This is a genomic window from Acinetobacter sp. TAC-1 (assembly GCF_029025845.1).
Classification (GTDB): domain Bacteria; phylum Pseudomonadota; class Gammaproteobacteria; order Pseudomonadales; family Moraxellaceae; genus Acinetobacter; species Acinetobacter guillouiae.
Genome location: NZ_CP118892.1, coordinates 1,212,178 through 1,238,157 on the forward strand (window position 1 = coordinate 1,212,178; position 25,980 = coordinate 1,238,157).

The window sequence follows — 25,980 nt, forward strand, 5'->3', positions numbered from 1 at the left end:
GATGCTAGCTGTTTCTTCAGAAAATAACTTCCTCAGAAAAATGACAAAGCATGATCTTAATTAAACGATGATTATGCTTTGCTAAAATCTCTCGTTTATTCGTTACTTTGTTTTGACTTCGCGTGCAGCGCCAAACTCATATTTATCAGGCCAATTACAAACATCTGACACAATACATTCATTGCATTTGGGTTTACGTGCAATACAGCAGTAGCGGCCATGTAAAATTAACCAATGATGCGAGTCTATAATAAATTCTTTTGGAATCACTTTAATTAAACGATGTTCGACCTCAAGCACGTTTTTACCTACTGCCAGTCCAGTGCGATTGCCAAGACGGAAGATATGCGTATCTACAGCCATTGTAGGCTGACCAAAGGCGGTATTCAGTACAACATTGGCAGTTTTACGACCTACGCCAGGTAAAGCTTCTAAATCAGCACGATTGTCTGGAACTTGGCTATTGTGCTTCTCAATCAAAATCTTACAAGCTTTAATCACATTTTCAGCTTTGGCATTATATAAACCAATGGTTTTAATATATTGCTTTAAACCATCTACACCCAATGCATAAATCTGTTCGGGGGTATTGGCGACAGGGAATAACTTATCAGTGGCTTTGTTGACACTTACATCTGTGGCTTGAGCCGATAAGGTAACGGCGACAAGCAACTCAAATGGATTTGAGTAATTGAGTTCTGTTTTAGGATTTGGGCGTTGCTCACGTAATCGTTCAAAGAAAATCTGAATCTGCTTTTTGGTCATATTCTTTACAGTCATGATGCATCCTCTTGCAAAACAGATAACTGTTGAATCAATTCATTTAATTGATGTTGCTTATTTTCATCTGCTCGAACACTCAATTGTTTCTCTAGTTTTTTAATTTGAGTGCGTAGCTTAGCCAATTCAATGGTGGTTTTCGCATCTGTAACAATTGGATTTTTTATTGTGGGTTGGTTGATTTCAATGGTAGGTAAAGCCTGACTTTGCTGTGTTATTTGTGCAAAGAGTTCAGTGTCAATTTCTGCACGAACCACAGGACCTTTACGATGGATGCGTTGCTTTTCTTCACGTTGAATATGTGCATAGTAACGACCACGTAAGTCATTTTGTTCTAAGAGACGTTGTTCGTCATTTGGAATAGGCTGAATGTCTTCAACTAAATCAATGCAATCTACTGGACAGGGAGCAATGCATAGTTCACAGCCAGTGCATAGATCTGTAAGTACGGTATGCATCAGTTTACCAGAACCAATAATGGCGTCTACAGGGCAAGCACTGATGCATTTGGTACAACCAATGCATTCATCTTCACGAATAATGGCTTTCATGCGTTGTGGACGGCCATCGCTTTGAATTGGCCAGACACTTGGTTCAGCAATGAGTTTATTACGATTGAGTATATCCGCAAGCGCATCTGCAACAGGCTGCCCACCTGGCACACATTTATTGGCTTCTTCGCCTTTTTCTACAATAGATTTTGCATAAGGTAGACACCCATCACGGTGACCACAGAGTCCACATTGTGTTTGTGGCAAAATGGCATCTATTTGCTGAATGAAGGAAAGCGATGAATTCATGTGAATAAAACTTTAAAGAAAAATGAACAAATGCTTGGTAAAAGCGAAGAATATTTTGCAATTTTAGCATGTTTTGTAGTGAAAATCTTTGCTCTAATTTGGCGCTAAAAATGCGCTAATTTAGATCAAAATATCGAATACTTTTTGGTTAAAAACGCCAACAAATTGACATTTTATTTGGGGGTGATTAGAAATTATCATATTGAATTTAAATATTATTTGAAAAAACATTTGAAAAAAGGTTGTGGATTATATACAAAAGGGATTAAATACTTTGCGCCAAAATTTATCATTTTATTAAAAGGGTTGACCTTTTTTGTATCATTTTCTGCTGAGGAATGAGCGTTGAAATATAATAGCCTGAATGACTTTTTAAATTACGTTAAAGCACGTGATCCAAATCAACCAGAGTTTTTACAAGCTGTGGAAGAAGTTATGACCAGTTTGTGGCCATTTATTGAGAAAAACCCAGAGTATGCTGAGCACGGTTTGCTTGAACGTCTTGTTGAGCCAGAACGAGCGATTCAATTCCGTGTTTCATGGGTAGATGACAAGGGTCAAACTCAAGTTAACCGTGCTTTTCGTGTTCAATATAATTCTGCTATTGGTCCATTTAAAGGCGGCATGCGGTTTCACCCATCTGTAAATCTCTCTATTTTAAAATTTTTAGGTTTTGAGCAGACGTTTAAAAATGCCTTGACCACACTGCCTATGGGCGGTGGTAAAGGTGGTTCTGATTTCGATCCGAAAGGCAAATCAGACGGCGAGATCATGCGTTTTTGCCAAGCATTAATCATCGAACTTTACCGTCACCTTGGTTCTAATACTGATATTCCAGCAGGGGATATTGGTGTGGGTGGTCGTGAAGTAGGTTACATGGCGGGCATGATGAAAAAGCTCAGTAATGACACTTCATGTGTATTTACGGGTAAAGGTTCATCATTCGGTGGTTCTTTGGCTCGCCCAGAAGCAACAGGTTTTGGTACAGTTTATTTTGCTGAAGAAATGCTAAAAACTCGTGGTGAAAGCTTTAAAGATAAAATTGTGGTGATTTCAGGTTCGGGCAATGTTGCGCAGTTTGCTGCAGAAAAAGCCATGTACTTAGGTGCGAAAGTGGTTTCATTATCTGACTCAAACGGTACAGTACATGTAAAAAATGGCTTTACTAATGAGCTTCTTGCTGAAGTGATGGAACTTAAAAACGTAAAACGTGGACGTATTTCTGAGTTTGCTTCAAAACACGGGTTTGAATATTTAGAAGGTCAACGCCCTTGGTCAATTCAGTGTGATATTGCATTGCCATGCGCAACGCAAAATGAATTAAATGAAGAAGATGCAGATGTACTGCTTGCCAATGGTGTAATCTGTGTTGCTGAAGGTGCCAATATGCCTTCAACACTAGAAGCTGTAGAAAAATTTGTAGAAGCACAAATTCTTTATGCACCTGGTAAAGCATCTAATGCAGGTGGTGTTGCCACTTCTGGTCTTGAAATGTCACAAAACTCGATTCGTTTGGGGTGGACATTTGAAGAAGTGGATGAGCGCTTACATGCAATTATGAAAGAAATTCATCGTAACTGTGTGAAATACGGTACTCAAGCTGATGGCACAGTGAACTATGTAAATGGTGCAAATATTGCTGGTTTTGTTAAAGTTGCCGATGCAATGTTAGCGCAAGGCGTGTTCTAATCTCAGTTTGATTTTGAACTTAAAACCGATGCTTTTGCATCGGTTTTTTATTTGAGCGATTTAAAAAACAGCGACAAGCTTATTTGCTCGGAATGGTTTCAACAATTGAGTCGAGTTCATATTGGTATTGAGACTGATCAGCTGCAGGATTGGCAATTTCTGTGCGTTTGACCTTAATAATTTGAGTAGACTTTGAATTATGGGTAAAGCCGTCAATAGAGTCATAAAAATAACTCGCTTCTTTCTCAGTATAATTCTTTTGACCAGTTTCGCTCAATGTTAATTCACGGACTAAAAGACAGGTTTGTGGTGCAACACCAGTACAAGGTCGAGTTTCAGGACTGACCTCTAAAAAAATAATTTGTGGTTGAGTTGCTGTATTTGAAACTTGGGTCTCTATAGATGCAGGCGTTGGAACTTTTTGAGTTGTGGATTCTTGGCTACATGCCATGACGAGCAACGGTAAGAGTAGTGCAATGCTTAATTTGTGATTCATGATTTTACCTTTATCGATCTTGCTGTATTAAAAAATGAGCTTTGCTGCAATCACTATGGATTGTTAAGTTTCTATTATTGAGTGTATATATTCACTGCTTTTTTTAATTATTGTTCAATATTAGATGTTCTGCATCGATTAAAATAAAGATGCAAAGTTTAAGATAGAAATGTTTTGATAGTCTGATTGAAAAAGCATAAAACTGATTTAAATCTAGGTGTTTATAAATAGTTAAACAAAGAAAAGCTGAAGTTCAACTTCAGCTTTTCTATACAATTATTTTACAGTTTCACGTTCGATAATCATGTCTTGTACATAAGCGTATTTAGACTGATCAGCAGCAGGGTTTTTAATCTCATAACGTTTTACACGAACCACTTGGCGCTCAGCAGGGCTATGAGTAAAGCCTTCGATTTGGTCATAGAAATATGTCCAATCTTTATCTACTTGGGTTTTTACACCATTGTCAGCATATTTGATTTCGCGTACTTGTAAACACTGCATTTTTCTTACACCAGCAGAACATTCTTTAGTTTCTGGGCTGATTTCTAAGAAAATTGTTTCACCTTGGCTTTGGTATTTAGTTTCAGGTGTCATTTTACCTGTAAATACAACTTTACCACCTGTCGCGTTTACCAAAGTAAGCGTTGGGCTTTCAGTGTTTGCTGTATCGAGTACAAATGCTGTTTTATTTGATTGGAACAATGCAGCAGCAAAACTTTCTTGTTTCATTAATTCAGGAGAACACATCATATTGGTTGATGCAATATTGCCTGTAACTAATAAACCGTTTTCAACTTTTGCACTGGTCATTAGTCGGTTACAGCCAGTCGCAACACTTAGACGTTGGTCTGCAAAATTAAGTACGATGGGTTGTTTGGTATCTGCTGGTTGATAAGACCATTGATAAGCATTTAATGTTTGCTCTGCATTACCTTGTTGTTGTAATACTTTCACAGCGGTATCACCCAATTTTTGAATATCGCCAGATTGGCAAGCCGCTAGGGCTAAAGGAAGTACAGCTAATGCTAAATATTTGAATTTCATATTCTATTCACGTTTTAAAAAACTATGCATAGGATAAACCATGAAACACTAAAAGATATGGATACAATTTATTAATTCGGTTTCAATATGTATCGATATAACTAAAAGTTAAACAATAATTAACAAATTGTTATCATTTCTGCTGAATTTTGATCAATCAGGTTCTTTAGTCAAAACGATAAATATCCATACCTAGCGCACCCATTGAAAAACTACTGTGCACAATACTAAAGCGATGGCCTGTACCCATTGCAAAGAAAAGAGGCGCAAAGTGCTCAAGTGTTGGGTGATTTTTCTGTAGATAAGGAATGCTATCCCATTCCAATACTGCATCATAATTACTATGGTTGAGTTTGCTCACCACATAATTTCTAAATGTAGATGCCCATTCAGGAACGTTCTCATCTTTGCCGTTCCATGACAATTCTCTTAAATTGTGAGTGATGCTGCCTGAACCAATCAATAAAATTTGTTTTTCACGGAGTGGGGCAAGTGCTTGACCAATTTGGTAGATTTGATCAGCATGCATATTCATCGGTAAAGAAATTTCAATGACTGGAATATCTGCCTCAGGATACATATGTAATAAAGGCATCCATACACCATGATCACGAGGTCGAGTACTATTTGCATGTGCAGGGAGGTGAGCTTCAGCCAAGAGATGTAGAATTTCTTCCGCCAATTCAGGATTTCCTGGTGCGGGATAGCGAATCTCATACAACGCTTGAGGAAAACCACGAAAGTCATGCCATGTTTCAGGGCGTACACCTGTATTGACTTCTAAAGCCTCACTTTCCCAGTGGGCAGACATCACCACGATGGCTTGTGGTTTTGGCAAATTTAGACCAAGACGATGTAGTGCAGGACCGACTTGTTCGGGATCTAGCGCAAGCATGGGAGAGCCATGTGAAATGAATAAACCTGGGAGTGTTTGTAAGTTCATATCTTTGTGCCTAAATGATCATTAAATACAGCGTGAATTGCCCATTCTAGCTAAAATGCATGCTCTCAATAAGCCTTTTATTTCAACAGACTGTTTCAACAATGCAACTTTTGCCCAATTATATGACTAGCCAGCACGATGATACGGATGATTATGGTTAATACTCATCGCACGATAAAGTTGTTCAATCAGCATAACCCGAACCAATGGATGGGGCAGAGTCAGTTTTGACAGTGACCAGTGCCAAGCAGCAGCTTTTCGCACAGCTTCAGAATGCCCATCTGGTCCGCCAATGGCCAGTGCAACATCATAACCTTCAAGCATCCAGCCTTTCATGGTTTCAGCCAGCTTTTCAGTACTAAATTCACGTCCGCCTACTTCAAGTGCAATCAATACTTCATTGTGTTTCAGTTGGCTGAGAATACTATCACCCTCAATTTGGCGATATTTTAAAATATCTGCTTCTGAATCATTTTTGCCACGCTTTGCCATCGGAAGTTCAATAATTTGCGTCTGTACAAAAGGTTGGGTTCTTTTGAAGTAATCCTCAAAACCAGTTAATACCCAAGCAGGCATTTTTTGACCAATGGTCAGAATACGGATTTTCATATTAACAATTTCTAACGTGGTAATTGCATCATTATAGCGTGATATTGGTTATTCTCAGGCGTACAACAAGAACTGAATGTCTAATTGCTGTTTTTTTAAATTATAGCTATACCAACACGCTTTTTAATTGGATTTATACATGCAAATAGCTTATCCAAATTTTTTAAATTTAAACTATCTTTTCATTATATTGCTCAGCTGTGGGCTTTCAACATGGAGTGTCGCTGCAGAACAACGCTATGATCAGCAAGCTGAACCTGATCGTTTAAACAGTTATTTACAACAAGTGATTCACCCACAAGCGTTTCGAAATTATCAAAATATTCAAGAGCTCGATCGAGTTGCGGCATTCATTAAACAACAACTTGAACAGTTTGCGATTCCTTGTGAATACCAGCCTTATCAAGTCAAAGGCAAAACCTATCGAAATGTAATATGTCACTTACAAATGGGTCATGCCAAAAAAGTGATTGTTGGTGCACATTATGATGTTTATGGAAATTTCAAAGGTGCTGATGATAATGCTTCTGGTGTGGTGGGGTTAATAGAGATCGCACGAATTTTAGCAGCCAATAAAGCCAGTCTTAAACAGAATGTTGATTTTGTCTTTTATACTTTGGAAGAACCTCCGTATTTCCGTACTGAACATATGGGGAGTTATATTCATGCACAATCCATTTTAAAACAAAAAGATCAAATTCAAGCGGTGTATATTTTGGAAATGATTGGATATTTTGACCATAAAAATGTTCAGGATTATCCATCGGGATTAGCTTTGTTTTATCCCAAACATGGAAATTTTATTGGCGCAGTGAGTAATTTCACTTCACGTGGTTTGGGCGAAAAATATTGTGATGCCATGAAAGCGTTAAAACGCCTTGACTGTCAAAGATTGATAGCGCCATCATTTGTACAAGGCGTGGATTTCTCAGATCATTTGAATTATTGGCGCTTCGATATCCCTGCTATTATGATCACAGATACGGCTTTTTTTAGAAATAAGCATTATCATACCCAAGAGGATACTGTTGAAAAACTCAATTTAAATAAGATGGCGGAAGTCATCAATGGTGTGGTGTATACAGTTTTACAAGACTGATATTTTTCAATCTGGTTATATCATTTGCTATTTTGATCAAAGGAGAGCTTATGCAATACGGTGCAATGCAATTGCTCTCGATGTGGATTAAGGATCGGAAAATACAGAATCAATCGGTACATACCTTAGATGCTTATTTTCGAGATGTATCCAACTTTATTGATTTTTGCTATGACAAGCAGATTGAGTTAAAACAAGTCGAAGCTGCTGATTTAAGAGAATATGTAGCTTATCGGGTTGAAAAAGATCAGCTTTCGACCAGTAGTTTACAACGACATTTAACTTCAATTCGTCAGTTTATGAAGTGGGCCAAACAAGGTGGTTATTTAGAAATCAATGCCGCGGATGATTTTCAGATAAAGCGGCAAGCTCGACCATTACCAGGGATGATCGATATTGAAACGGTTAATCAAATCATGGATCAGCCCGAACCTGAAAAGCCAATAGAGAAGCAATTGTGGTTACGAGATAAGGCTATTCTCGAGTTGCTCTATTCCAGTGGCTTACGCTTGGCGGAAGTGCAAAGTTTAGCTATACGAGATATTGATTTTACTCGTCATTTATTGCGTATCACGGGTAAGGGGAATAAAACTCGAATTGTACCTTTCGGCTCTAAAGCGAGAGACAGTCTGATTGAATGGTTAAAAATCTATCGAATCTGGCAGGGGGAGTTTAGCCCTGAATCTTTGGTATTTATTACTCAACGCGGTACAAGTATTAGCCCACGTCAGATTGAAAATCGAGTCAAATACCAAGCACTACGTGCAGGGGTAAATGTTGATTTACACCCGCATTTATTGCGTCACTGTTTTGCCAGCCATATGTTATCCAATAGTGGCGATCTGCGTGCAGTGCAAGAAATGCTAGGACATAGCAATTTAACCACAACACAGATTTATACCCACGTCGATTTTGATCATCTGGCACAAGTCTATGATCAAGCGCATCCAAGAGCTGCTGCATCGAAAATAAAAAATTGACCTTGAATATAAGGCTTTATTAAGCGTTGATTTTTGTATTTTGTAGCGAATAGACCTGTTGAGAAGCACTGTTGGTTTTTTAATAAAATGCACAGTGCTTAAACACATTTAGCACAGAAAAAAGTCGAATAGATAATTGTTTTTAAAAATGCTCTCATGTATATCTAGGTTTGGTATTTATTCAATACATTTCTATTGATTCAATTTTGCAGAAAAATTAGGTCTTTCAATGATCCCTGAACTTGAACAAAAATATAAGCAACTGACTGACGCTCAAAAAGAAATTTTTAAGGGCTATGGCTTACGTCAAATTAAACATTTTGTAGAATTCAGCCTCCCCAAAATTGAGGCAACCTTACCGCAAGAAGGAAAAGTATTGGGTATCAATGCTGAGGGTAAAGTTCAAGCTGTAAATACCGCAACCAATCAGACCTATTTATGGATATCAGACCAACAATGGCAAGCGGCTCAAACAGTGTCTAATCATATTGACTTAAAAGAAGACTTTATTGAGATTTGGCAAGTGCTGGAGCTCAAAAATCAAGATTTGATTGATTTAAGCCATATTCATCGCGATTTTTTAGCAAGCATGGCGAAATAGTTCAATACTCAAATTGAAAATCTTGTTTTTGAATTCGATAGAGCTTCTCTTCATGTAGTGGATGGTGCTCATCAAAATCAGGATGTAGAAAGTCATGAGAAAAGCTCATTCCAATTTTTTTCATGACATTTTGCGAAGCAAGATTATGTTTAGCTGTAAATGCAACAATCTCTTGAAAATTCAGTTCTTCAAATGCAAAACTTAGACATGCTTGAGCTGCCTCAGTTGCATAGCCTTTATTCCAAAATTTTGGATCAAGTCGCCAGCCAATTTCTATACATGGTGAAAATTCAAATTTTGAGGGTTGTTGATGTAGTCCCACACACCCAATAAACTCTTGGGTTTCAATCAATTCAACGGCCCAAAGTCCCCAGCCTTTGATTTCGATTAAATATTTAATCTGATTTGCCAGTTCGTCACTTTGCTCACGATTTAAAATTTTGGGGAAAAATTGCATCACTTCAGGATTTGCTGTGATTTTTGCAAATGCATCGTAATCAGAAGCTTGCCATTGTCGAAGTAAAAGACGATCTGTACATAATTCATAAATCATTTTTATTAAACATCCTGATCAAAGCACTGCTTAGATAGAAAAGGGCGATAATTGTTAACGCATTGCCTAAGTCATATTGGGCTCGATATGCAGATCTTTGTTTTACGATATAAAATTTTGCATCGCCCAAGATAACCCACATATTGACCAGCGTTACAGCTTTGGATTTTGTATACGGTAAAGTACATGTTCAGCCAAAGCATGGTTTTTGTCTAAAGCGGGATGCATAAAGTTTTCAACATAATCCATACCAAGTCGTTGCATCACTTTTTCCGAAGCTTGATTCAGTACAGATGTGAAAGAAACAACTTGTTCTAAAGCTAATTTTTCAAATGCAAATGCCAAACATTGCTGAGCTGCTTCTGTTGCATAGCCCTGATGCCAATATTGTTGTGCAAATCGCCAACCAATTTCAACACAAGGAGAGAAAGCATATCTTTCCGCTTGATTGGCTAGACCCACAAAACCGATAAATTGCTGATTTTCTTTTAACTCAACCGCCCAAAATCCCCAACCATATTCGGTAATTGAGTCTTGAAATCGATGTGCCAAAAGGTCACTTTCGTTTTTTGACAAGGTCGTTGGAAAATACCGCATAACCTCTGGATCAGCATTTAAATCTGCAAAAGCTTCAAAATCACGAGCTTGCCACTGTCTAAGCATAAGTCTGGGTGTTTCTAATTGAACGGGGGGATTGAATGTTTTCATATTCACCTAATCGTATTTTTTGAATTACAAATCTTCAAGAGGTAGCTGAAAGCTTTGTTTAATAATTTGACTTGGGACATCCGTTTTTACACTGGTAATACCATTCTTTTTGGTCAAATGTGTCGACTGAAATTTACGATAGCTTTCTAAATCAGGGACCACCACTTTTAACATCGCATCACATTCACCCAGAATAATATAACACTCCATGACCTGAGGCAGTTCTTTCATCGCTTCAATAAAGGTATCAATGGTTTCAGCATCTTGCCCTAACAACCAGATTCTTGAGAATAGCATCAATTGAAAGCCAATTTTTTGTGGATCCACCACTGTTGTATAGTTTTGGATAACTTTGGCTTCTTCTAAGAGTCGAACTCGTCTTAGGCATGATGAGGGCGAGAGCCCAATCTCACGAGCCAGATCATTATTTTGGATTCGACCATTGGCTTGTAAAGCACGAATGATATTTTTATCAATACGGTCTAGCTTGATTAGAATAGTCTTAGATGAAATTTTCATAAATTAGAATTTAATTTGAAAAATAATCATCATTATAGAATATTTGAAATCCTATTTTAAGCATTTTAAAAGATACTGTTTTCTTCTCGCAGTCAAACTTCAGAAAGGGAAAAGAGATGTCTGTATTTGTACTTTTTGCCTTAACGGTACTTCCGTTAATTTTCACACCAGGACCAGATATGTTATTTATCCTGTCACAAGTGATAGGTAAAGATGCGAAAGCAGGTATGATGGCGACAATCGGTATCTGTTCTGGCTATCTGGTTCATTCGATTCTGGTTGCGCTTGGCATTGCCGCAATTATTGTTTCATTCCCAGTATTGTTTGAGACGATTCGATATTTAGGGATCGCCTATTTATTGTATTTGGCATTTCATTTGATTAAATCAGTATTTAGCCAAAAGACATTACGTATTGAGCAGAAAGCAGTTTCAAATCCTATTCGTAAAGGCTTTGTCACAGCATTGTTGAATCCAAAGGGCATGTTGATCTATTTTGCGATTTTGCCACAATTCATCGATAAATCAGGTAACACCGTGTTTCAAGGCTTAGCCTTGTCAGCAATTTTTATTGCTTTGATATTCTTGGTGTATTGTGGTTTGAGCCTTTTGATTGCTCAATTGACCAAAGAGCAGCACATCAATGAACGTAAGCAAAAATGGATTGATGGCGGTTCAGGAGCTTTGTTGACCATTGCAGCCGCATGGTTATTGGCAAATTAATCCAAGCAGAAACAAACGGGTGATTCTGAAAAGAAGCCCGTTTTTGCATATTTAGTATTTTGTTACAAGTTTAATGCCAAAAAGTTCACAAATTTAATCAATAAACATACTTAGAAAAATTGCTGAATCTGTCTAAAATGACAGAGCGTAACAGTATCGATGAAAGGCTAGTGTCATCCCTTTGATTGATTGATAATTTATCTTAATTCTTTTGATTATTTATACAGAATCAATACAAATAATGTTATTTATCAATATATAAATATTGTCGAAATAGTAGCCTTACGTGTCTAAGTTAAATTATTTAGAAAAAATGTGAACTGTACGTTCAAGCTTTTTTATGACTTTTTACAGTAGTTTTGCGAATTGTGACTTGACCGAAATGCCAATCACATTGCAAGATAGGACACCTAAATAATTTTAAATGAAGCGTTATTATAACTCTTCTTAACATTTACTTTTGCTAAAACAGCCGAGGATTACATGAAGGCTCTTGTTGCTGTAAAACGTGTGGTTGATGCCAACGTTAAAGTTCGCGTTAAACCGGACAATAGTGGGGTAGACCTTACTAACGTTAAAATGTCAATTAACCCATTCGATGAAATCGCAGTTGAAGAAGCGGTTCGCTTAAAAGAAAAAGGAACAGTTTCAGAAATCGTTGTTGTTTCTATTGGACCAAAAGAAGCGCAAGAACAAATTCGTTCTGCTATGGCGCTTGGTGCAGACCGCGGTATTTTAGTTGAGGCTGATGACAGTCAACTTGGCGCTTTAGAAGTTGCTAAAATCCTAAAAGCTGTTGTTGAACAAGAACAACCACAACTTGTGCTTTTAGGTAAGCAAGCAATTGATGACGACTCTAACCAAGTTGGTCAGATGTTGGGTGCTTTACTTGGCGCTGGTCAAGGTACATTTGCTTCTGTAGTAACAGTAAATGGTGATAAAGTTCAAGTAACTCGTGAAGTTGATGGTGGTTTACAAACTGTTGAGTTAAATACTCCAGCGATCATCACTACTGACTTACGTTTGAATGAGCCACGTTATGCTGCGCTTCCAAACATTATGAAAGCACGTAAAAAGCCACTTGATACGAAAACTCCTGCAGATTTCGGTGTTACAGCAACTTCTAATCTTAAAACAGTTAAAGTTGAACCACCTGCAGAGCGTAAAGCTGGTGTACAAGTGAAGTCTGTAGACGAGCTTGTTGAAAAACTTAAAAATGAAGCGAAAGTGATCTAATACAGAAGGATAAAATCATGAGTATTTTAGTTATCGCTGAGCACGACAATAAGACACTTAACGGTGCAACTTTAAACGTTGTTGCTGCGGCTCAAAAAATCGGTGGTGATATCACTGTATTGGTTGCAGGTTCTGGTGCTCAAGCAGTTGCAGATGCTGCTGCGAAAGTTGCTGGTGTAAGCAAAGTTTTGCTTGCTGATGATGCAGCTTATGCAAACCAATTGGCTGAAAATGTAGCGAAACTTGTTGCTGAATTAGGTAAAGGTTATTCACATATCCTTGCTGCTTCAACAACAACAGGTAAGAACATCTTGCCACGCGCTGCTGCACTTTTAGACTCAAGCATGATTACTGACATCATTGCTGTTGAAGGTCCTAAAACTTTCAAACGTCCAATTTATGCAGGTAATGCCATTGCTACAGTTCAATCTGACGAAGCAATTGTTCTTGCAACTGTACGTGGTACAGCTTTTGATCCTGTTGCTGCTGAAGGCGGTTCTGCTGCAGTTGAATCAGCGGCTTCTACAGGTGATGCAGGTATTTCTAAGTTCATTTCTGAAGAAATTGTGAAATCAGAACGTCCTGAATTAACTGCTGCGCGTATCGTTGTATCGGGTGGTCGTGGTGTTGGTTCTGGTGAGAACTATCATAAAGTACTTGATCCTCTTGCTGACAAGCTTAGTGCTGCTCAAGGTGCTTCACGTGCTGCGGTTGATGCTGGCTTCGTTCCTAACGATATGCAAGTTGGTCAAACTGGTAAAATCGTTGCGCCTGATCTCTACATCGCTGTAGGTATTTCTGGTGCGATCCAGCATTTGGCAGGTATGAAAGATTCTAAAGTGATTGTTGCAATCAACAAAGATGAAGAAGCACCTATCAATGCTGTAGCTGACTACTGGTTAGTTGGTGATTTGAATACTGTTGTTCCAGAATTAGTTTCTAAACTTTAATTCTCGAATTAAGTTTCAAAAAACGCGCTTAGGATTTCCTAAGTGCGTTTTTTTATTTTAGAAATTTATTGAATACGTAGATGGATGGTGTGCACGGATAAATAAGGTCGTGATGGTGGGTTATTCTCTATTCGAATAAAGAAACTCTGAGTAGCTTCTCTCATCAGTCCTTTTTATAGTCTAAATCAACTTAAAAGTTCCTTTATCGTCATTTTCTCCCATAGGGATAAGGAACCTTGCAAAATTCATATGATTCGCGCTACACGATCTTTTTTTGATTTATAAAAGTGGTTTTAAACATAAGCTGTCATAAAATAAAAATAGTGATCAAAAATGCTATTTTCATTTTTTCGGATCTTAATTTTTATGTTTAAGATGCTGTATCTTGAGTGATTATTTTATCAATAAGTAATTGATGTAACGAGATCAATGCTTTGGCGAAAAGAACAAGAGAGAAACAGTGGATAAATACCTTGAAGTCCAATTTTAAACCCGATAAGATCAAAGCATAAACACAATTAAATTTTCCATCGTATACTGGCGACATACAGAAAATTCCAGTGTAAATCAGCTGTTACAGGCATAACATTGTATTTAATCCTGTAGTGTCTCTTGACCATTCTTTTAATTCTATACTTGTTGGCGCGTTAGACTGGCTGATTCTGTCGTTTTAAATCCTTGCGTTTTTCCATTATTGCTCAATTCCTTATCATCTCACCTAGAATAGCTATAAATATGAAGTGTCCTAAATGTTACGCTGAGAATATCAATGAAGCCATGAAATGTGGTATTTGTGGTACTCGTTTAAAACAGGTTAAACAGACCAACAATTTAACAGGCAATAGCAATGTTGAATTTTCTGTACGTCGTGAAAATAAGCAAGAGCAGTCAAATCCCACGCATAATATAAAACCTCGTCAGACTCCGCCGAACAATGAAACCGAGAGCAATCAGCATGCTTCTGTAGGTGATAAGGCGAGTGCGTTACTTGAATCGTGGCAGCAGAGAGTCGCAAATACTCAAAGAGAGTCGCAAAATCAGCCTAAAAAGAAAAATTTTAAAATTGTCTGGATACTTTTAGCTGTATTTATGTTTGGTCCCGCAGTGCTTGGGGTTATTTCAAGTGTAGTTATTCCTATCGTAATGTCTGTTATTGGGTCATCCAATCAAGATGAGGCCGCTACAACAGATGAAGCACTACCCGCAAGCGAAGAGGTGGTGTCTAATGAATACCAAGCACGTTATTTTGATATGCAAGCTTATCAAGCACGCTTAGCACAGTATTATGATGCCAAGCATCGTTTTGCGACGAGCCTAAAAGATATTGAAAAGTTTGAACAGACCCAGTTTAGTGATTTTATTTTTGATCAAATTGAAATTACACAGCAAGGGATTTTAGTGGGTAAATTCACTGATGCACCTGCAAGTCGAATATATATGGTTCCACAGCTTGAAAATAATCAAATTCGTGATTGGCAGTGTTATCGCGTAGCAATCAGTGATGATTTGCTGCAACACTGTGAATTGCTTCAGTCAGATCCATATAAATTATAGAAATTTACAACACTCTATATTTGGAAGTGTTTAGATTTTTTTGATCAGTGGGGTGGACTTAGTATCACTTTCTCATATTTTTTGCCATATCGGATTTTATATGGCAATTTTCATGTTTGAGTTGTTTTAATCGATCCGAAATAAAACTGTTTGATGTGATTTATTTTTACTGATAAACATCGCAAAAATAGTGAATGAAGCACACCATTGAGTATGATTGGATAGATAAAAATAGGTCAGGTTTTGAGATAAAAATACCTAATCATTTATAAATTTAGCGATGCTTAATTGAGCGCCCAATCAGGCGATTTTTTATTGTCAATAAATCGTTAAAATTGTTTAAAAATACTACAAAAAATCATGATTATAGTGTGGTCGGATAGGCACAAAATCGCTTGGTTTTATGCTATACTGTGCGACTGAATTTTAGATTTTGGCTCAACGCTTTTTGAGCTAAATTTTGACTAGCTAGATTATATAAATGAGCAGTTGCTGCTTGCACTGTTTGTAATAAGGAGTATGCATGAGCGTATCGGAAATTAGACCGATTGCCATTGAGGATGAACTAAAAAGCTCATATCTCGATTATGCCATGAGTGTTATTGTATCTCGTGCATTACCAGACGTGAGAGATGGTTTAAAACCTGTTCATCGTCGTGTGCTGTTCGCTATGCACGAGTTAGGCAACGACTATAACAAAGCCTATAAAAAATCTGCACGTGTTGTTGGTGACGTAATCGGTAAATATCACCCACATGGTGATTCAGCTGTTTATGAAACAATTGTTCGTATGGCTCAAGATTTTAGTCTACGTTATCAATTGGTTGATGGTCAGGGTAACTTTGGTTCTGTCGATGGTGACAGCGCAGCAGCAATGCGTTATACCGAAGTCCGTATGCGTAAGCTCACCCATGAAATGTTGGCTGACTTAGAAAAAGATACAGTCGAGTGGGAAGATAACTACGATGGCTCTGAGCGTATTCCTCAGGTTATGCCAACACGTATTCCTAACTTATTGATCAATGGTGTGACAGGTATTGCTGTCGGTATGGCGACCAACATGGCGCCACACAACATGACAGAAGTAGTTAATGCATGTTTGGCTTATGCAAATAATCCGAACATCTCAATTGAAGGATTGATGGAATATATTTCTGGTCCAGATTTCCCTACAGGTGGCATTATCTATGGTAAATCAGGAATTGTAGATGCTTACCGTACAGGTAAAGGTCGTTTACATATTCGTGGTAAATACCATTTTGAAGAAGACCAAAAAACTGGTCGTACGACGATTGTTTTCACTGAAATTCCTTATCAGGTCAATAAAGCAAGAACCATTGAACGTATTGCTGAATTGGTCAAAGAGAAAAAACTTGAAGGTATTTCAGAACTTCGAGACGAATCTGATAAAGATGGGATGCGTATTGCAATTGACTTAAAGCGTGGTGAAAACGCTGAAGTTATTGTCAATAACTTATTTTTAAATACTCAACTTGAAAATTCATTCAGTATCAACATGGTTTGCCTAGACAATGGCCAACCTAAACTGATGAATTTAAAAGACATCATTGCGGCATTTATTCGTCACCGTCAAGAAGTAGTGACACGCCGTACCATGTTTGAATTACGGAAAGCGCGTGAGCGTGGTCATATCTTAGAAGGTTTGACTGTTGCTTTAGCTAATATTGATGAAATCATCGAAACCATTAAGACTTCTGCGAATCCAGCTGAAGCACGTGAGCGTTTACTTGCTGGCGAATGGGCGGGTGGAAATGTTGTTGCATTGCTAGAAAAAGCGGGTGCAATTTCAGTTCGTCCGGATGAGATCGAAGGTGAAGATCCAAGTCGTCCATTTGGTTTGGATGGTCAGCTTTATCGTTTATCTCCAGCTCAGGTTGGTGCAATTTTAGAATTACGTTTACATCGTTTAACCGGTCTTGAACAAGATAAGTTACAAGCTGAATATTCTGAAATTTTAGCTCAAATTGCTGAACTTACAGCAATTTTAAATGACTTCAATCTTTTGATGAATGTGATTCGTGAAGAACTTGCATTGGTTCTTCAACAGTATGGCGATGCACGTAAAACGGATATTGTTGAATCACGTATTGATTTTTCTCGTGAAGATTTAATCCCAGAAGAGCAAGTTGTTTTAACTGTTTCAAAAACAGGTTATGCAAAAACTCAACCATTGTCTGATTATGCTGCACAGCGCCGTGGTGGACGTGGTAAATCTGCAACTTCGATGAAAGAAGACGATTATATTCAACATTTAATCGTGACATCGAACCATGCAACTGTATTATGCTTTACCAATGTAGGTAAAGTTTATCGCTTAAGAGTATTTGAAGTACCTCAAGCGTCACGTGGTGCAAAAGGCCGCCCAATGGTGAACTTATTACCACTGGATGCAGAAGAGACCATTACAGCGATTCTTCCTGTAATTGATGCTCCGAAGAAATTTACTGAGCGTTTAACTGAGTTTAGAACTTTTGTCCGTGCCAACGTTGCTCAACTGCGTGAAAACACAATTATCGACTCACATTACGAAGCACTAAAAGCTGCGTTTGCAGAGCTTGGTGAGAATCCAGATGACTTATCAGATGCTTTACGTAAGCAACTCAAAGAAATTGGTATTGAGCTTTCTGCTTCTGATCTTGATGATGAATTAATTGCTGAATTTGCTGAACGTGTAGAAAGTGTGCGTAAAAACTTCTATGTATTTATGGCAACAGCATCAGGTACAGTAAAACGTGTTGAATTAGAGCAGTTTGGTAATGTTCGTTCAAATGGTTTACGTGCCATTGAGTTGAAAGAAGAAGATACTTTAATTGGTGTTGCAATTACTGATGGTGAACAGCAAATCATGTTGTTCTCAAATGAAGGTAAAGCAATTCGTTTCTCTGAAACTGATGCTCGTGTGATGGGTCGTACTGCGAAAGGTGTTCGTGGTATGCGTGTGGCATTGGCTGCGGCACAAACAGAAGAAGATGTTGAAGTTGATGTAGATTCAGATGATGAAGATACTGCAGATTCAAATACCAATGTGGTTAGCCGAATCGTTTCGTTAGTTGTTGTACCAGAAACTGGCGAAGTGTTATGTGCTTCTGCAAATGGTTATGGTAAACGTACACCAGTAGATGACTTCCCAACTAAAAAACGTGGTGGTAAAGGTGTTATTGCCATTAAAACATCTGAACGTAATGGTGAGTTAGTGGGCGCTGTTGCCATCGATGAATCTAAAGAATTGATGTTGATTTCTGATGGTGGAACACTGGTTCGTACCCGTGCTTCTGAAGTAGCGCGAACTGGTCGTAATGCCCAAGGTGTCCGTTTGATCCGCTTAGGTAATGAAGAAGTCTTGGTCGGTGTGGTTGCAGTTGAAGCTGTCGAAGCTGATGATGAGATTATCGATCAGTTAGACGCGATCGAAGGCGAGACTGCTTTAGATTCAGAGAATTTAATTGATTCTGAAAAATTAGTTGATGATGAAACTGTTATGGATGAAGGTGAAACTGAGTCTGATAGTACTGAATCTGACGAGTAATTTTTAGAGAAATAAGAAGAGCGCTTAGGCGCTCTTTTTTTTGTATTCTGTCAAGCTTATAAAATCTAAAGTTCTGATTAAATCTTATGAATTGAGCTAACGATACATAGCTTTTTTCTAACGAAACCAAATAAAAAATAAGTAAAAGTAAATATGAACAAAGCTATAATCGAGTTTTTGAATATAAAATAATATGCTTAAACTGATCTACTATGTTCCAGAATCACACCTTGAAGCAACCAAACTTGCAATTTTTCAAGCAGGAGCGGGTGGTATTGGTGATTATGAACATTGCGCTTGGCAAGTGTTAGGAACAGGGCAATTTAAACCGTTAAGCGGTGCAAAGCCTTTTATTGGTGAGTTAGATCATTTAGAGCAATTGCCTGAATGGCGAGTGGAAACCATCGTTCCTGAACACAAGGCCAAACAAGTGGCAATCGCTTTAAAAGCAAGTCATCCTTATGAAGAACCTGCTTTTGAGTTTATTCAAATGATTGATATTGAATAATAGTTTAAAAATCTCAACCCTCTTTTGAACAGAGAGGAGGAATTTATAAGCTAAAATTAAACTTTTTGAATAAACAAATCACGATCAAAACGGTATTGTGGGAAGAATACGCCATCTTCAGCACGTTCACCGGCACTAATCACCATGACTGGAAATTCTTTATCACCTAGATTAAGGATCTTGCGAACTAAGGGTTCATCAAAACCTTCCATCATGCAACTGTCAAAACCATAAGCGCGTAAAGCCAAAACCAAGTTTTCACAAGCCAAGGCTGTCGTTTTACTGGCCCAAAGCTTTGCATCAGCTGGGTTAAACGCAGTAACAGGAAGTTGTTTATCTAAAGTGCGTGCAACTTTGAAAGCCACTTTTTTAAAGTTACCTAAAGCATTCATATAACCTGTTTTATAGTTATATGCGATAAATTTATAATATTGTTTTACCGCTCTTGGCGCTTCAGGCATGGGAAAATGGGTTAAATTGTTTTTTGCCATTTCATCAATACGGTCAATACGTGCCACACATACAATCAGTTCTGCGGCTGTTTTTGCTGATAATTGGCTTAAACAAGCTTTGACCAATTGTTTCTTTTTCGCTTGAGACTGAACCACATAGAACGTCCAAGGCTGTAGATTTGATGAGTTTGGTGCCAGTAAAGCCAAATCTAAACAAGCATCTAGAATATCAGCAGGAATTTGCTTTTCAGTGTATTTACGGACTGAGCGACGACTTTCTATGACTTTACGGAAATTTTCAATATCGATATCTTGTGGAGCGGGTTCGTAATAGCGCTTCTTGGTCGTTGTATCTTGTGACATGATCTTTACCCATAATTAAATGAACAGTTTTATTGGATTCAAAATGAGCAAAGCCACTGAATATTAGTCATGCAGTGGCTTTGATCAGATTCACTCAATTAATTAAATTGAGAGAAGTTTGGCTTACGCTTTTGCATAAATGCAGCAACGGCTTCAGCCATTTCAGGTGATTTAACGCGTTGCATAAAGATCACCGCTTCATCATCTACGCATTGAATAATCTCTTCAAGATTATGCTTCATTAACGCTTTGGTTTGTTTGATTGAAGCCAATGGAAGTGCTGCAAGGGTTTGTGCTTGATGCAAAGCGTGACCATATACATCGTCTTCAATACTATTGATTAAGCCAGCATTGAGTGCTTTTTCACTGTTAAATTTTTGTGCAGTTAACAGTAATTCAGCCGCTTTATGATATCCCGCTTGTTGAATTAAGAGTTTGCTTGAAGCACCCTCAGGAGAAAGTCCTAAGCTGACAAATGGGATTTGGAATAGGGCTGTATTGTCTGCATAAACGAGGTCAGCATGTAAAAGTACTGTTACTCCGATCCCAATCGCTACACCACGGACTGCACAGATCAATGGTTTAGATAAACGTGCAGCAGATTTTAATAATACAAATGGAGGACCATCACCTTCTTTACCTTCAAGTGGTTGTTGAATGAAAGCCATAAAGTCTTTCATATCATTACCCGCACTAAAGTCAGCGTCTGCACCACGTAAGATCACCACACGAACATCACGATCTTGATCAGCTTCATCTAAGGCTTTTGCAATCCATAGATACAATTCACCATACAGTGCATTTTTTGCTTCTGGTCGATTAATTGCTAAAGTCAGTACACCATTCTCTAAATTTGCGTTTAAATGTTGATGTGGCTGTTGAATACAACTAAGTGTCATCGTACTATCCTTGCTTTAAAATTTAATTGGATTTTATGCCCTCATTATGTCGCATATTTGAAATTCTGTTGCAACTGATGAGTTCATAAAAAATTACTTTTATGACTTATAAATTTGATTATCTTGTTTATATTGGACGTTTTCAGCCCTTTCATCTCGCGCATATGCAAACTATTAAAATTGCATTACAACAAAGCCAATATGTAATTTTGGCCTTGGGTTCTGCGCAAAATGAACGGAATACTAAAAATCCTTTTCTGGCATCAGAACGGGAACAAATGATTTTGTCTAATTTTTCTGAAGCGGATCAAAAACGAATCAAATTTGTACATGTTATTGATGTTTATAATGATACTAAATGGGTAGAGCTGGTTAAGTCCTTGGTCAATGCTACAGTTTTAGAGACCGATAAGATTGGTTTAATTGGTCATTTTAAAGATGATTCATCTTATTACTTAAAACTATTTCCAGAATGGCAAATGGTTGAACTGGATAGTTTAGTCGGCTCTATCTCTGCGACCCCGTTACGTGAAGCGTATTATCGTGGTGAAATTTATCAGGTCGAATTTCCTTTGGGCACAGCTGAGTTTTTAGAGAAGTTTCAGAAAACTGAAATTTACCAACAATTAAAGTACAAATACCAAACGCAAGACAAATCAAATCTTTAATGTTTTTTGTGTGCATTGCAATACACTGAATAGAAATATATAGAATATGAATGGAGTATTGCATGCAGTTTAAATCAGTCGCTATAAACGGGGCTTTATTGGGTAGCTTCGTTATTTCGATTTCAAGTTATGCCGCATCTTGGACATTGACACCCAATAGTGATGTTGGATTTCATATCGACTCATTGGGTATGAACATCGTCAAAGGGCAATTTAAGCGTGTGAGTTCTGCCCTTAATTTTGATACGAGCGCTCCGCAAAAGGCATCTACTGAATTTGTGATGGATGTAAATAGCCTAAGCATTAATAAATCTTCCTTGAAAAATATGATTATGGGTGAAGACTTATTCTATGCTGCTAAATATCCTTCCGCTTCTTTTAAAAGTACCGCATTTAAACCGCTTGCTAATAATAAGTATCTAATTTCAGGTAATTTAACCTTGCGGAATGTGACTAAGCCTGTAACTTTTAATGCGACAATTAAACCCAATCTAAATAATCCAAAATTGCTGGATTTTAGCTCTACTACAGTCATAAAGCGTAGTGATTTCGGAATGAAAAAAGCTGTGGGTGGCGTTGGAGAAAAAGTGAATATCCAAGTGTCTGGGCAGTGGAAAGCACAATAGAAAACAGCCGAGATAGAAAGGATCAGGGTGCGTTATTTTCTAATCTTATCGTTATTTCGGGTCTGTTTTTTAAGTCTAATATTTTAGATGTTCAATTAAAAAATCAATGAATAAGCGGATGTGTCGTTGTTCATATTTATTCTTAGGATAAAGCAGGGAAAATTGTCGTTGAGTACCTGAATATTGTTGTAGGACTTCGACCAGCTTTCCTTGTTTTAAATCATTTTCAATAATAAAACGGCAGGTTTGCAATAGACCACCACCATGTTGAACTAAGGTAATGGTGGCTAAAATATCTTCACTGCAATTCAAGTGCCCTTGCGTTTGAATCTCTACAACTTCATTTTCAATGAGCATAGACCAAGGCACTTCTTTTCCTGTGCTGGGTAAGATAAATTGAATACATTGATGATGTTGTAAATCGGCAATCTCAGTAGGTGTGCCATGTTTCTTTAAGTATTCAGGAGAGGCGACAATCAGTAAGTCGGCTTTTTCTAAACAACGAGCAATTAAATTGGATTCAGGCACATTACGCCCCCGAATAGCAAGATCAAAACCTTCGGTAATGAAATCTACATTTTTATTGGTGAGCTGTATATCCAAGTTAATTTCAGGGTAAAGCTGCTGAAATTTAGGTAACAGAGGTAGAACTCTAAAGTGACCGAAAGGTGTTGGTAAACTCATCCTGATTGTTCCAGAAGGTTGAGCTGATTTATTTTTTAATCTTAATTCGACTTCAGCAATTTGTTTGAGGGCCTGCTGACACTCTAAAAAATATTCCTCACCCGCTTGGGTTAAACGAACATTGCGTGTTGTTCGATTAAACAGTTGAATCCCTAAGCGATCTTCTAAACGAGCAATGGATCGGCTTACCGCTGCGGGTGTTAAACCAGCTTGATAGGCAGCCTTGGAAAAACTTCGTTGTTCTGCAACGAGACAAAATATTTCAACACTACTCAACATTGTTCGTTTGAATGTTGTGTTCATTATATACACCATGTAATAACTGAATTGATATTATGAGTATTTATTGTTCATGATGTTAAGAATAGTATGAAGTTAAAGCCACTTAAGGAATAAGCAGATGCAACTTTTCTACACAGCGGGTGCATGTTCACTTGCGCCTCATATCGTATTACAAGAAATTAACCAAGATTTTAATTTAGTGAAAGTTTCTTTTAAAAATCACCAGACGGAACAGGGTCAGGATTTTTTGAAAATTAACCCGAAAGGTCAAGTGCCATTTTTAATCAGTGATGATGACTTGCATTTGAGTGAGGGTGCGATCATTAGCCAGTATTTGGCTGAGACTGCTAAACGTAGTGATTTATTACCTACATTTGGTGATTTAAAGCGCTATAAAGTATTGGAGTGGATGAACTACATTAGTTCGGAATTACATAAATCGTATGCACCATTTTTTCAAAAAGGGTTTGATGATGCGAGTAAAAATATTTTTAAAGAGAAATTATTAAAACAATACACATGGGTAGATGAGCAAATTCATGATTCGGAAAATCTGTTGGGGCAAGGATTTACCATTGCAGAGATTTACTTATTTGTTGTGACTCGTTGGGCAACATTTATCAATTTGGACTTAAGTCATTTGAAATCTTTACAAGCTTTTATGGAGCAAATGCAACAACATCCATCTGTACAAAAAGCAATGCAAGCAGAAGGTCTTCTTTAGGAAAAAATCCAATGCCGTATGTTTTATAAATACTGAGTAAAACTACGGCAGCTCTAAGCTTGAAGTATGTGATTGAAGCAAAGTATTTCTATGATGTTTTAACACAGCTTTATAGCGAAAATCGTGGCTGAATGATTCTAAAAGTTTTTCATTATAAATTATTAAAATAAGATACTTTAATTTGGGTCGAGTCGTGGCTTCTAGAAAGCTTAATCCAGAATAGATTGAGTATTGCGAATTAAATCCAATGTGAGTTTTTCCAGTTGCTTAGATTGTTGTTTCCAATGATGCCAATATAGATGTAAATCGGTTCTTGCTTTGGGCATGATTTCAAGCAATTGTCCTGTTGCTAATTCTTTTTGAATTTGCATTTTAGGTACCATGCCATAACCCAAATCGAGCAAAATTGCATCTACAAAAGATGTTGCAGAAGGAATAAAGTGGCATGGATAGCTGCTTGGCATCAAACCAAAAACGTGTTGTAAAACTTCGGCATGTACATGGTCTTTATCATTAAAAATAACAGCAGGGATATGCCGTAACGTTTCACGTTGAATACCATGCTGAAAGTAAGTGTGAATAAAATTCGGTGTAGCAACCATCCTATAGCTCATTGTACCTAAATGAATCGCCTCACAGCCTTTCATAGGTTTTGATTCGGTCGAGATACAAGCATTGACCAATCCCGCTTCAAGAAGGTGGTGGGTTTGGGTTTGATCATCAATTTTTAAGTCTATAACAATTTTTTCTGTGAGTAAGGTGTGTTGAATTGTCGGTAATAGCCATGTCACCAATGAATCGGCATTAGTGGCGATATTTAATTTAAAAAATTGTGATTGCGAACTTTGTCCTTGAAGATTCTGAATTAAATTTTGTTCCATCAAGCGATGATGTTGCAGGAAAAGTAACACTTCCTGACCTGCTTGAGTAACTTTACATGGCCTTTCTCGAATGATCAGCACTTGCCCAAGTTGTTTTTCCAAAGTTTGTAAACGTAGCGTTACCGCTGATGCTGTGATATTCAAACGAATAGCAGCTTGTTCAAAGCTACCTGTTTCGGCAACCGCTAGAAATGCTTCACTATGCTTACTTTGTAACATGCTGATCCTCAAAAAAATGGGCGTTTTTTATATAAAGATATAAGTTATTTTAAAAATGCCACATCACAAGAAACTAAGAAAAACTTAGCTAAGATGATATTTATTTAGAAATACTCATTTAAAGAGATAAGTTTGGATAATAGCACAGTCCATTCAAAACTTTAAAAGTGTAGTTTTAAAATGTTGCAAAGTTATATGCAGGGGTTGGCTGTTGGGTTTAGCTTGATTATTGCAATTGGCGCTCAAAATGCTTTTGTACTCAAACAAGGCTTAAAAAAACAACATGTATTTTGGGTCTGTGTTGTTTGTGCCGCATCTGACTCGATTTTAATTTTATTGGGTGTACTGGGGTTTTCTAAAGTCATTCAAACGCATCCAGAGTTTGTCGATTGGGCAAAATATTTTGGAGCAACGTTTTTATTGGTTTATGGGGCGCAACATTTTCTACAAGCTTTTAGAGCATCGACAGGTTTAAAACCGAGTGAAAAAAATGAATCCAAGCTTATGAAAATGCTTCTGATTTGTTTAGCTTTAACTTGGCTTAATCCACATGTTTATTTGGATACAGTGGTTTTAATTGGTTCTATATCGACAAAGTTTGAAACTACCGCACTTTATTTTGCGATTGGTGCAGTAACAGCATCGTGGTTATTCTTCTTTAGCTTAGGTTTTGGTGCACGCTTTTTACTCCCGGTTTTTCAAAATCAACGCGCATGGCAAATATTAGATTTTATTATTGCATTGGTTATGTGGGGAATTGCAATCTCTTTGCTGCTTTGATTGGTATTGTTGGATCAAGTCAGAGTAATGATCTTTTTATGAGGAAAGAGGGAACAATCTA

At 37.5% G+C, this 25,980-nt stretch carries 27 protein-coding genes; 14 read left to right on the top strand and 13 right to left on the bottom strand.

The window, feature by feature from the left end; all coding sequences use genetic code 11:
- Window positions 1–102: 102 nt before the first annotated feature.
- Both nth and PYV58_RS05580 read right to left on the bottom strand, forming a co-directional pair.
- Window positions 103–780, bottom strand: coding sequence for an endonuclease III (gene nth, locus PYV58_RS05575; protein WP_034612511.1), 678 nt, complete (start codon window positions 778–780; stop codon window positions 103–105).
- The gene (locus PYV58_RS05580; protein ID WP_004823183.1) at window positions 777–1,580 is read right to left on the bottom strand and encodes an RnfABCDGE type electron transport complex subunit B; all 804 of its coding nucleotides are present in this window, start codon (window positions 1,578–1,580) and stop codon (window positions 777–779) included. The genes nth and PYV58_RS05580 overlap by 4 nt, the downstream gene beginning before the upstream one ends.
- 345 nt (window positions 1,581–1,925) lie before the next feature.
- Here PYV58_RS05580 and gdhA point away from each other — a divergent pair, with 345 nt between their 5' ends.
- Window positions 1,926–3,269: an NADP-specific glutamate dehydrogenase gene (gene gdhA, locus PYV58_RS05585; protein ID WP_034612519.1), complete on the top strand. Its 1,344-nt coding sequence runs from the start codon at window positions 1,926–1,928 to the stop codon at window positions 3,267–3,269.
- Window positions 3,270–3,348: 79 nt separating this feature from the next.
- Here the strand turns inward: gdhA and PYV58_RS05590 are convergent, their stop codons facing one another.
- From PYV58_RS05590 to rlmH, 4 genes are all read right to left on the bottom strand, one after another.
- Entirely contained in the window at window positions 3,349–3,765 is a 417-nt protein-coding gene (locus PYV58_RS05590) for a DUF4377 domain-containing protein (RefSeq protein ID WP_004823181.1), read from the bottom strand.
- A 276-nt stretch (window positions 3,766–4,041) separates the two neighbouring features.
- The gene (locus tag PYV58_RS05595) at window positions 4,042–4,812 is read right to left on the bottom strand and encodes an META and DUF4377 domain-containing protein (protein WP_004717248.1); all 771 of its coding nucleotides are present in this window, start codon (window positions 4,810–4,812) and stop codon (window positions 4,042–4,044) included.
- Between the two features lie 166 nt (window positions 4,813–4,978).
- Complete coding sequence (locus PYV58_RS05600) at window positions 4,979–5,755, bottom strand: class III extradiol ring-cleavage dioxygenase (protein ID WP_004717246.1); 777 nt, start codon at window positions 5,753–5,755, stop codon at window positions 4,979–4,981.
- Between the two features lie 126 nt (window positions 5,756–5,881).
- Entirely contained in the window at window positions 5,882–6,364 is a 483-nt protein-coding gene (gene rlmH, locus PYV58_RS05605; protein ID WP_034612522.1) for a 23S rRNA (pseudouridine(1915)-N(3))-methyltransferase RlmH, read from the bottom strand.
- Between the two features lie 139 nt (window positions 6,365–6,503).
- Here rlmH and PYV58_RS05610 point away from each other — a divergent pair, with 139 nt between their 5' ends.
- From PYV58_RS05610 to PYV58_RS05620, 3 genes are all read left to right on the top strand, one after another.
- On the top strand, window positions 6,504–7,463 hold the full coding sequence (locus PYV58_RS05610) for a M28 family peptidase (protein ID WP_004717241.1): 960 nt from the start codon (window positions 6,504–6,506) through the stop codon (window positions 7,461–7,463).
- A 50-nt stretch (window positions 7,464–7,513) separates the two neighbouring features.
- Window positions 7,514–8,443 carry a tyrosine recombinase XerC gene (locus tag PYV58_RS05615; protein ID WP_004823180.1) on the top strand — a complete coding sequence of 310 codons (930 nt, stop codon included), beginning with the start codon at window positions 7,514–7,516 and terminating at the stop codon, window positions 8,441–8,443.
- A 229-nt stretch (window positions 8,444–8,672) separates the two neighbouring features.
- A complete protein-coding gene (locus PYV58_RS05620; RefSeq protein ID WP_004717237.1) occupies window positions 8,673–9,044 on the top strand; it encodes a hypothetical protein in 372 nt (123 codons plus the stop codon).
- 1 nt (window position 9,045) lies between these two features.
- On the opposite strand, the gene PYV58_RS05625 is transcribed toward PYV58_RS05620, so the two are convergent.
- The 3 genes from PYV58_RS05625 to PYV58_RS05635 all read right to left on the bottom strand — a co-directional run bounded on the left by PYV58_RS05625 (window position 9,046) and on the right by PYV58_RS05635 (window position 10,824).
- Window positions 9,046–9,597, bottom strand: a complete 552-nt coding sequence (locus PYV58_RS05625; RefSeq protein WP_034612525.1) for a GNAT family N-acetyltransferase — start codon at window positions 9,595–9,597, stop codon at window positions 9,046–9,048.
- Between the two features lie 153 nt (window positions 9,598–9,750).
- Window positions 9,751–10,305, bottom strand: a complete 555-nt coding sequence (locus PYV58_RS05630) for a GNAT family N-acetyltransferase (protein ID WP_034612528.1) — start codon at window positions 10,303–10,305, stop codon at window positions 9,751–9,753.
- A 24-nt stretch (window positions 10,306–10,329) separates the two neighbouring features.
- Window positions 10,330–10,824 carry an Lrp/AsnC family transcriptional regulator gene (locus PYV58_RS05635; RefSeq protein WP_004717233.1) on the bottom strand — a complete coding sequence of 165 codons (495 nt, stop codon included), beginning with the start codon at window positions 10,822–10,824 and terminating at the stop codon, window positions 10,330–10,332.
- Between the two features lie 116 nt (window positions 10,825–10,940).
- On the opposite strand from PYV58_RS05635, the gene PYV58_RS05640 reads away from it, so the two are divergent.
- The 6 genes from PYV58_RS05640 to PYV58_RS05665 all read left to right on the top strand — a co-directional run bounded on the left by PYV58_RS05640 (window position 10,941) and on the right by PYV58_RS05665 (window position 19,341).
- Window positions 10,941–11,546: a LysE family translocator gene (locus tag PYV58_RS05640; RefSeq protein ID WP_034612532.1), complete on the top strand. Its 606-nt coding sequence runs from the start codon at window positions 10,941–10,943 to the stop codon at window positions 11,544–11,546.
- Between the two features lie 483 nt (window positions 11,547–12,029).
- Window positions 12,030–12,782, top strand: coding sequence for an electron transfer flavoprotein subunit beta/FixA family protein (locus PYV58_RS05645; RefSeq protein ID WP_034612535.1), 753 nt, complete (start codon window positions 12,030–12,032; stop codon window positions 12,780–12,782).
- Between the two features lie 17 nt (window positions 12,783–12,799).
- The gene (locus PYV58_RS05650; RefSeq protein ID WP_004717227.1) at window positions 12,800–13,732 is read left to right on the top strand and encodes an FAD-binding protein; all 933 of its coding nucleotides are present in this window, start codon (window positions 12,800–12,802) and stop codon (window positions 13,730–13,732) included.
- A gap of 735 nt (window positions 13,733–14,467) precedes the next feature.
- Window positions 14,468–15,286 carry a zinc ribbon domain-containing protein gene (locus tag PYV58_RS05655; RefSeq protein WP_227504219.1) on the top strand — a complete coding sequence of 273 codons (819 nt, stop codon included), beginning with the start codon at window positions 14,468–14,470 and terminating at the stop codon, window positions 15,284–15,286.
- Window positions 15,287–15,809: 523 nt separating this feature from the next.
- Entirely contained in the window at window positions 15,810–18,833 is a 3,024-nt protein-coding gene (gene gyrA / locus PYV58_RS05660) for a DNA gyrase subunit A (protein ID WP_034612537.1), read from the top strand.
- Window positions 18,834–19,026: 193 nt separating this feature from the next.
- Window positions 19,027–19,341 (top strand): hypothetical protein, encoded by a 315-nt coding sequence (locus PYV58_RS05665; protein WP_004823167.1) that lies wholly within the window; start codon window positions 19,027–19,029, stop codon window positions 19,339–19,341.
- A 56-nt stretch (window positions 19,342–19,397) separates the two neighbouring features.
- Here the strand turns inward: PYV58_RS05665 and PYV58_RS05670 are convergent, their stop codons facing one another.
- A complete protein-coding gene (locus PYV58_RS05670) occupies window positions 19,398–20,156 on the bottom strand; it encodes a nitroreductase family protein (RefSeq protein ID WP_034612540.1) in 759 nt (252 codons plus the stop codon).
- Between the two features lie 98 nt (window positions 20,157–20,254).
- The gene (locus PYV58_RS05675) at window positions 20,255–21,055 is read right to left on the bottom strand and encodes an enoyl-CoA hydratase (RefSeq protein ID WP_004717217.1); all 801 of its coding nucleotides are present in this window, start codon (window positions 21,053–21,055) and stop codon (window positions 20,255–20,257) included.
- A 101-nt stretch (window positions 21,056–21,156) separates the two neighbouring features.
- Between PYV58_RS05675 and PYV58_RS05680 the strand changes: the two genes are divergently transcribed.
- Both PYV58_RS05680 and PYV58_RS05685 read left to right on the top strand, forming a co-directional pair.
- Window positions 21,157–21,723 (top strand): nicotinate-nicotinamide nucleotide adenylyltransferase, encoded by a 567-nt coding sequence (locus PYV58_RS05680; RefSeq protein WP_034612542.1) that lies wholly within the window; start codon window positions 21,157–21,159, stop codon window positions 21,721–21,723.
- Between the two features lie 62 nt (window positions 21,724–21,785).
- Complete coding sequence (locus PYV58_RS05685; protein WP_034612544.1) at window positions 21,786–22,349, top strand: YceI family protein; 564 nt, start codon at window positions 21,786–21,788, stop codon at window positions 22,347–22,349.
- 75 nt (window positions 22,350–22,424) lie between these two features.
- On the opposite strand, the gene PYV58_RS05690 is transcribed toward PYV58_RS05685, so the two are convergent.
- Window positions 22,425–23,336: a LysR family transcriptional regulator gene (locus PYV58_RS05690; protein WP_034612546.1), complete on the bottom strand. Its 912-nt coding sequence runs from the start codon at window positions 23,334–23,336 to the stop codon at window positions 22,425–22,427.
- A gap of 97 nt (window positions 23,337–23,433) precedes the next feature.
- On the opposite strand from PYV58_RS05690, the gene gstA reads away from it, so the two are divergent.
- Complete coding sequence (gstA, locus tag PYV58_RS05695) at window positions 23,434–24,039, top strand: glutathione transferase GstA (RefSeq protein WP_034612547.1); 606 nt, start codon at window positions 23,434–23,436, stop codon at window positions 24,037–24,039.
- A gap of 209 nt (window positions 24,040–24,248) precedes the next feature.
- On the opposite strand, the gene PYV58_RS05700 is transcribed toward gstA, so the two are convergent.
- Entirely contained in the window at window positions 24,249–25,139 is an 891-nt protein-coding gene (locus tag PYV58_RS05700) for a LysR family transcriptional regulator ArgP (RefSeq protein ID WP_034612550.1), read from the bottom strand.
- A gap of 180 nt (window positions 25,140–25,319) precedes the next feature.
- Here PYV58_RS05700 and PYV58_RS05705 point away from each other — a divergent pair, with 180 nt between their 5' ends.
- Window positions 25,320–25,919 carry a LysE/ArgO family amino acid transporter gene (locus tag PYV58_RS05705; protein WP_034612553.1) on the top strand — a complete coding sequence of 200 codons (600 nt, stop codon included), beginning with the start codon at window positions 25,320–25,322 and terminating at the stop codon, window positions 25,917–25,919.
- The last annotated feature ends 61 nt before the right edge of the window (window positions 25,920–25,980 follow it).